Below are 6,955 nucleotides of genomic sequence, written 5' to 3'. Positions count from 1 at the left end.
TGCATAACTAGAACTCTGAGACAACAGATCATTTCTTATAGTAGTAGCATTTGCATACAAGTTTGCATTCTTATAACTTCCCAAAGAAGAACTTGCTCTGTCTTTATGATGCAAAAAAGAAAGAGTATTCAATGCATTCCCCATAACACTATCTAATAATGTAGCTCTTGCAGTAGCTGTAGCTATAAGTGTTCTGTTCAATGCAGCTGCTGCTGTCTTAGAACCATCTATATTAGCAACAAGACCTCTTAAAAGATCACCTGTTATAGTTACTGCACCATTGCCATCAGATACCTTTACTTGCGTATTAGCAAATATACTGGCTTTGCTTGCATTATTATCTGTGCTAAATGCATTTGCTACTTTGGTGACATCTGTATCAGTTTCACTGATTGTGAGTTTCTCTAAAGTTATATTGTTTCCTTCAAATTTGACTGTTTTCGGATTGCCATTACCATTGCTTTGATTCTCTAATTTCCAATCTAGGATTTTTATACTGCCGCCATTCCCCTTGTTTTTGATCACAGTGTTATCGCCCACTGTTCCTTGATTATCAATTGCTAAAGTTCCAGTGCCATTATTTGTGATATTGCCTTTGAGTTTTCCTCCACTTTCATTTCTCACTACTCCTTCTATTTTGCCATGTTCACCTATTACAATTACATCTTGACCTTCTGTTCCCATATCTCTGTAGTTTGTAATCGCAGCGCTCGTGCCTTTCAAAGTGCCATTTACTTCAATCTTACCTGTGAGTTGGTAAGTGTCGTTTTGTCCGTTGTTATCCACTTTACCTAGTACCAAACCACTGCCTTTTTCTCCTTCTACTGTAGCATCTTTTCCGATAGTAAGATTTTGGACTATTCTGTCGTTTTTGTTCGTACCATTTCTTCTGTTAAGCTCTATTCCGCTTAGGTTTATTCCATTTTCTCCACCTTTTACTATTCCTTGTATTTCTAGATTGGTTATAGTTGTGTGTAAATGACCTCCACCATTAAAGAATGCTATGCCATCTTTCTTGCCTTCTATGGTTCCGGTTTCAGAATTTTTGAGATTCTTTATAGTCCCACCTTCTATGAAGATTCCATAGTCTCCACCTTTGATAGTGCCTGTGTTTTCTATAGTCTCGTACATTGGTTTAGGTTGATTTTGACTTTCCTGATTAGTATTGAGCTGTCCAATCAGAATACCTGCAGAGTCGTTACCATTACTACCATTGGTTATTTCTATGACTCCAGAATTCTTGAGATTGGTGATAGTGGTATCTTTGCTGCCAAATATAAAAATTCCAGCTTTCTTAGCTTTGATAGTTCCTTTATTCTCAAAGCTTTTGAGTGTATTCTGTCCAGCTTCAAGATAGATTGCTGCATGTACACCTCCACGATTCAAGTCTCCGTTATCACTCCCACCCTCTATAATTCCATTGTTTTCATTGATAAAAGTTTCAATAGTACTCTGCTGTAAAAACACCGCGCCCTTTATCGTTCCACTATTGATAAAAGTTTCAATAATCCCATCATAGCCATTCGGTCCCTTTCTCTCAATCTTTATTGCAACCGCCTTTTCAGTTGCTGAAATAAGCTTTTCATTTTTAAATGTCTCAATCTTAGCACCTTGGAGTCTTAAAGCAGCATGCTCATCTTTAGATTCTATAGTGCCATTATTAGTGAAGTTTTTCACAACAGTTTGGCCACCTTTAGTTTGGCCATTTTTTGTTTGTTCATCTGTAAAGAGATAGATTGTATCTACCTTATTGCTTGAGCTTATTGTTCCTTTATTTTCAAAGCTGTCTATTGTAGAGCCACCACGAAAGATTATGTTCCATCCTTGATCTCCATTTTCAATCGTTCTATTAAGACTAGCTCCTTCTTTTATTGTTATCTTAGGAACATGAATTTTATGATTATTATCAGCATTACCCACTTCTAGGGTTGGATTCTTATCGTTGTTTGTTTCTTGTTCTATAAGAAGTGAGCTTATATGGCCCTTAGCATTACTTTGAGTAGTGATTTTCTGGCCAGATTCAAGATTGCTAATTGTCGTAGTACCGCTACTGCTACTATCACTTCCAGTGTGATTGCTTTGACTGCTTCCGCCATTACTTCCTTTAATCTCCCACTTTTTATCTGAATGATCAGCTACTGCACTTGAGACACAAAGAGACAAAGCTGCTATGGTTGAGATAAACTTAGGTGAATATGTTGGTTTCATTATTTCCTCCATTTTGTTTGGTATATCTTAAGCTCTATAATAGAGCGGATGTGATTGTAGTGAAGTAAAAAAAAAAAAAAAACAGGTACTTTATGAAAATCTCAGGATAAAAATAGTAGGAGTGTGTAGAAATGATACATCTAGCTTATCCTTACAATATCTTTGAGATAGAATCTCAGATACCCATAAAGTACATCCAACTCCAAGCCGTGAGAACTGCCTGTGAGTAAGATCCTCAAAGGTTTGAAAAAATCCTTGCCTTTAAGCTGTGTGCGCTCAGTCAGCTCGGATTTGAGAGAATGGTAGCTTTCTAATGCTTTGGATTGTGATTGCAAAAGAGTGTGGAATTCGTTGTAAAGAATCTGTGCCTGGGCGCTAAAATCCTGCCCTTCATAAAGTCTGTGAATGTCTTTTGGTGCAAAGATTAAATCCAGTTTCTCTCTTATCTCGTTGAGTGTGCTGGCTTCTTGTAAATAAAGCTTTGCGATAGTACCAATGGTGGGGTCTGTGGAATGGAGCAAAAGAGCGAGATCTTCTTGGCTTAATCGCTTAAGATGTTCTCTGTTGATAAAACGTAGTCTTTTGATATCGAATTTCACCGGTGCTTTTGCGATGTTTTTGATATCAAACCATTTGAGTGCGTCCTCTAGCCTAAAAATTTCTTGTGGAGTGTTGTTTCCCATACTGATGAGATAATTTACAATCGCTTGGGGTAAGAATCCTTGCTCCAAAAGCCAAGCTACACTTGATGCACTATCGCGCTTACTCATCTTAGAGCCACTTTCACCTAAGATAATAGGCAAATGCGCGTAGTCTATATGCTTGTCATAATCTAGGTGCTTGTGGATAAGAATCTGCTTTGGCGTATTGCTTGTATGGTCTTCTCCACGCACGATGAAACTTATGTCATAGAGCATGTCATCGAGCGCACAGGCAAAGTTGTAGGTAGGGATACCATCTTCTTTGAGAATCACAAAGCTTTCGACCTCATGAGGATCAAAGCAAAGCTCGCCTTTTATGACATCGTAGAATCTGATCTGGGATCGCGATCCTTTAATACGTATAGTGGGATTTGGGTTTGTGTCTTTTTGTATCTGCGCCCAAGCAGGATCATAGCGGAATGGCTTCTTTTGGGCTTTGGCTTCTTGGCGCTTCTGCTCCAAAAACTCTTTGGTGCAATAGCAATAGAATGCTTTGTCTTGGGCGATAAGATAGTCTGCGATTCTTCTATGGTGGTTGAAATTATCACTTTGATACACGAGTTTATCCCATAGGAGTCCAAAAAGATTGAGAATATTTAGGATTTCCTTGTCTTTGCTCTCTATATTTCTAGCAGTGTCAGTATCCTCTATGCGAATGAGAAAAGGCTGATTTGTCTGCTTGGCAATGATGTAGTTAAAAATTGCTGCGCGCAGATTGCCTATATGCAAACTGCCAGTAGGCGATGGGGCAAATCGTAGCATCATTATCCCTTGAATATTTTTGCGATATTTTGGGAATCTATATTTTCAAATTGTGCATTCGTGGGTTGGGTTAGCATTTCACTGAGCAGAGCTAGGAGGCTTTGTACTTCTTGTAGCTTTTCCTCTATGTAAGTAGCCATGGCTTTTATGTCAGGGGCTAATGCCATAGGGCTCTGGATACAGATACTCAAGTGCGTATCTAGTATATGAGTACTTAGGGGTGCATCAAAGATGGCTGTGCCTAAAAACTGTGCTTTGAGTATTTCCTCTACTTCACTCAGAGCTTGAGTAGTTTTAATAGAAAGCTCACTCAGTGGGATTTGTGTGCTTGTGATGTCTGTCTGATCGAATGAGCAGGCAAGGAGTATTTTTAGTATTTGGTTGAGCTTGGAGCTGGCTACTTGTAGCATACCGATGAATTCATTGACGCCTTTGTATGTCGCGCCCAGCTTTTGGTTTGCGCTTTTAAGCGTTTGTTGCGGTGAGCTCTTGAAAGCTTGCTTGTCTTGTGTGAAAAGAAAAGTTGGAAAATCCTGCATGCCAACTCCTTTGAGGTAATTTTGTGAGCTAAAAGTAAAGCATATTCTATTCCTTAAGTCTTTGTGGAATAGTGTATGAGGTTGGTTGTAATGGATTTAAAAAAAAAAAAAAAAAAGCGGAGGGGGGGGGATTTTTTAAGAATTGGTTCTGGAATGGGTGTCTTAACTCTAATCTATCCTAGGATTCTAGGAAGGGTGATGCCGCTTTGCCCTTGGTATTTGCCACTTCTGTCTTTGTAGCTTACAGCACACATCTCATCGCCTTGGAAAAAGAGTACTTGGGCTATGCCTTCGTTGGCGTAGATCTTTGCAGGAAGTGGGGTTGTGTTTGAGATCTCAATAGTGATATGTCCTTGGAACTCAGGCTCAAAGGGCGTGACATTGACGATTATCCCACAGCGTGCATATGTGCTTTTGCCTAAGCATACTGCAAGCGTATCGCGTGGCATTCTGAAGTATTCGATGCTATGGGCGAGTGCGAAAGAATTGGGTGGAATGATGCAGAATTGCTCTTTGGCGACGTTTTTTATTACGACATTTTCTTCTTTAAAGTTCTTGGGATCGACAAGAGTAGCACCGATATTGCTAAAAATCATAAACTCCTCGCCAACCCTAATGTCATACCCGTAGCTTGAAAGTCCGTAACTTATGGTGTTTTTCCCTACTTGCTTCTCGCAAAATGGCTCTATCATATTGTGCTTTAGACTCATTTCTTTGATCCATTTGTCAGCTTTTAGTCCCATTATCTACCCTTTTGATCAAGTTTTGTAAGCAAGGAGAAAATCGCCCTCATAAAAATGTGGTATTATAGCGGAATCGTGAGCGCGCCTCATACACTTGGATTGATCAATAAACTTCACCAAAAAAGGCAGGTTGTCAATGAATCTACAGGAAATAAAAAAGCTTATGGAAATTTTTAGTGGCAGTGAGATTGCTAAGCTGAGTTTGAAAAATAGTGATATCGAACTTAAGCTTGAAAAGCAGAGCATGAATACGCAATCCCTCCAGCCAGTCACACCGCTTCCAACTCCTAGTAACACTTCTCCAAGTGCCACACCAAGTCCTACTCCAACACCACAGCAAATTCCAGATTCTGGCACTCATACACAAAGTGGGGATTTTATCACCTCTCCTATGGTTGGGACATTTTATCGTTGCCCAAGCCCTGGTGCAGCGCCTTATATCAATGTCGGCGATACGATAAAAAAGGGACAGACCATTGGCATTATCGAAGCGATGAAGATAATGAACGAGATCGAATCAGAATGTGATTGCAAGATTCTCTCCATAGAAGTTGATGATGCGACTCCAGTGGAGTTTGGCACAAATCTTGTGCGAATCCAAAAGCTCTAAGATTTTAAGGTTTGGGCGATGGGTGGTATAAAAAAAATAGAGAGGATTCTTATCGCAAATCGTGGGGAGATTGCCCTACGCGCGATAAGAACGATTCAAGAAATGGGAAAACAGGCTATTGCGATCTATTCTACTGCGGATAAAAATGCTTATTATCTTGATGTAGCTGATGCCAAAGTCTGTGTAGGTGCGGAAAAATCAAGCCAAAGCTATCTGAATATTCCAGCAATCATTAGTGCCGCAGAGCTTTTTAATGCAGATGCGATTTTCCCCGGATATGGATTTTTGTCAGAGAATCAGAATTTTGTTGAGATTTGCGCTCATCATAATATTGAGTTTATAGGGCCTAGCAGTGAAGTGATGATGCTCATGAGTGATAAATCCAAAGCAAAAGATGTGATGAAAGAAGCTGGCGTGCCGGTGATAACGGGAAGTGATGGTGCGCTTAAGGATGCAAAACACGCCCAAGAAGTAGCGCAGGAAATCGGCTATCCTGTGATCTTAAAAGCCGCTGCAGGAGGTGGAGGGCGAGGAATGCGCGTGGTTGAGAAACCTGAATTGCTAAAAAACCTCTATCTTGCTGCAGAATCTGAGGCATTGAGTGCGTTTGGCGATGGAACAATTTATATGGAAAAATTTATCCGCAATCCCAAGCATATCGAGGTGCAGATTCTTGCTGATAAGCATGGGAATGTGTTGCATATAGGGGAGCGTGACTGCTCGGCGCAAAGACGACAGCAGAAGCTTATCGAGGAATCTCCGGCTGTCGTACTCAAAGATTCTGTGCGAAAAAAGCTTTTGGACACAGCGATTAAGGCTGCAAAGCATATTGGGTATGTCGGTGCGGGGACATTTGAGTTTTTGCTAGATAGTAACTATGAGGATTTTTACTTCATGGAGATGAACACGCGCTTACAAGTTGAGCACTGCGTGAGTGAGATGGTGAGCGGACTTGATTTGGTCGAGTTTATGATACGCATAGCTGAAGGTGAGAAATTGCCACCGCAAGATAGTATAAAGTTCAGCGGACACAGCATTGAATGCAGAATCACAGCCGAAGACCCGCAAAAATTCTATCCGTGTCCGGGAAAAATCACAAAATGGGTAAGCCCGGGTGGAGCGAATGTAAGGCTTGACACACATGCGTATGCAGGATATAGCGTACCTATGCATTATGATTCGATGATAGGGAAGCTTATTGTGTGGGGCAAAGATAGGAATGAAGCTATCAATCGCATGTATCGCGCGTTGAAAGAATTTTGTATCGAAGGGATTAAGACAACCATTCCTTTTCATATCAAAATGATGGAAAACAAAGATTTTCACGAGAGTAGGATTCATACAAAATATTTAGAACAGACTTTTCTTACATAATGCGAGCAGATTCTCTCC

At 40.3% G+C, this 6,955-nt stretch carries 6 protein-coding genes; 2 read left to right on the top strand and 4 right to left on the bottom strand.

The window, feature by feature from the left end; translation table 11 throughout:
- The 4 genes from CCY97_RS02885 to dcd all read right to left on the bottom strand — a co-directional run.
- Window positions 1-2,208, bottom strand: a 2,208-nt coding sequence (locus CCY97_RS02885; RefSeq protein WP_146744493.1) for a hypothetical protein, incomplete at its 3' end; no start/stop codon positions are given.
- A 140-nt stretch (window positions 2,209-2,348) separates the two neighbouring features.
- Window positions 2,349-3,671 carry a glutamate--tRNA ligase gene (gltX, locus tag CCY97_RS02880; protein WP_112063991.1) on the bottom strand — a complete coding sequence of 441 codons (1,323 nt, stop codon included), beginning with the start codon at window positions 3,669-3,671 and terminating at the stop codon, window positions 2,349-2,351.
- 2 nt (window positions 3,672-3,673) lie between these two features.
- Window positions 3,674-4,210 (bottom strand): flagellar FLiS export co-chaperone, encoded by a 537-nt coding sequence (locus CCY97_RS02875; RefSeq protein WP_112063990.1) that lies wholly within the window; start codon window positions 4,208-4,210, stop codon window positions 3,674-3,676.
- A 173-nt stretch (window positions 4,211-4,383) separates the two neighbouring features.
- The gene (gene dcd / locus CCY97_RS02870; protein WP_112063989.1) at window positions 4,384-4,953 is read right to left on the bottom strand and encodes a dCTP deaminase; all 570 of its coding nucleotides are present in this window, start codon (window positions 4,951-4,953) and stop codon (window positions 4,384-4,386) included.
- Between the two features lie 136 nt (window positions 4,954-5,089).
- On the opposite strand from dcd, the gene accB reads away from it, so the two are divergent.
- Together accB and CCY97_RS02860 are read left to right on the top strand one after the other, a co-directional pair.
- Window positions 5,090-5,563: an acetyl-CoA carboxylase biotin carboxyl carrier protein gene (gene accB / locus CCY97_RS02865; RefSeq protein WP_112063988.1), complete on the top strand. Its 474-nt coding sequence runs from the start codon at window positions 5,090-5,092 to the stop codon at window positions 5,561-5,563.
- An 18-nt stretch (window positions 5,564-5,581) separates the two neighbouring features.
- A complete protein-coding gene (locus CCY97_RS02860) occupies window positions 5,582-6,937 on the top strand; it encodes an acetyl-CoA carboxylase biotin carboxylase subunit (RefSeq protein WP_112063987.1) in 1,356 nt (451 codons plus the stop codon).
- Window positions 6,938-6,955: the final 18 nt, after the last annotated feature.

Origin of the sequence: Helicobacter sp. 10-6591 (assembly GCF_003288805.1) — a bacterium.
Classification (GTDB): Bacteria; Campylobacterota; Campylobacteria; order Campylobacterales; family Helicobacteraceae; genus Helicobacter_F.
Note: the sequence above shows the minus strand (reverse complement) of the source record. Positions and strands in the feature narration are given on the sequence as shown.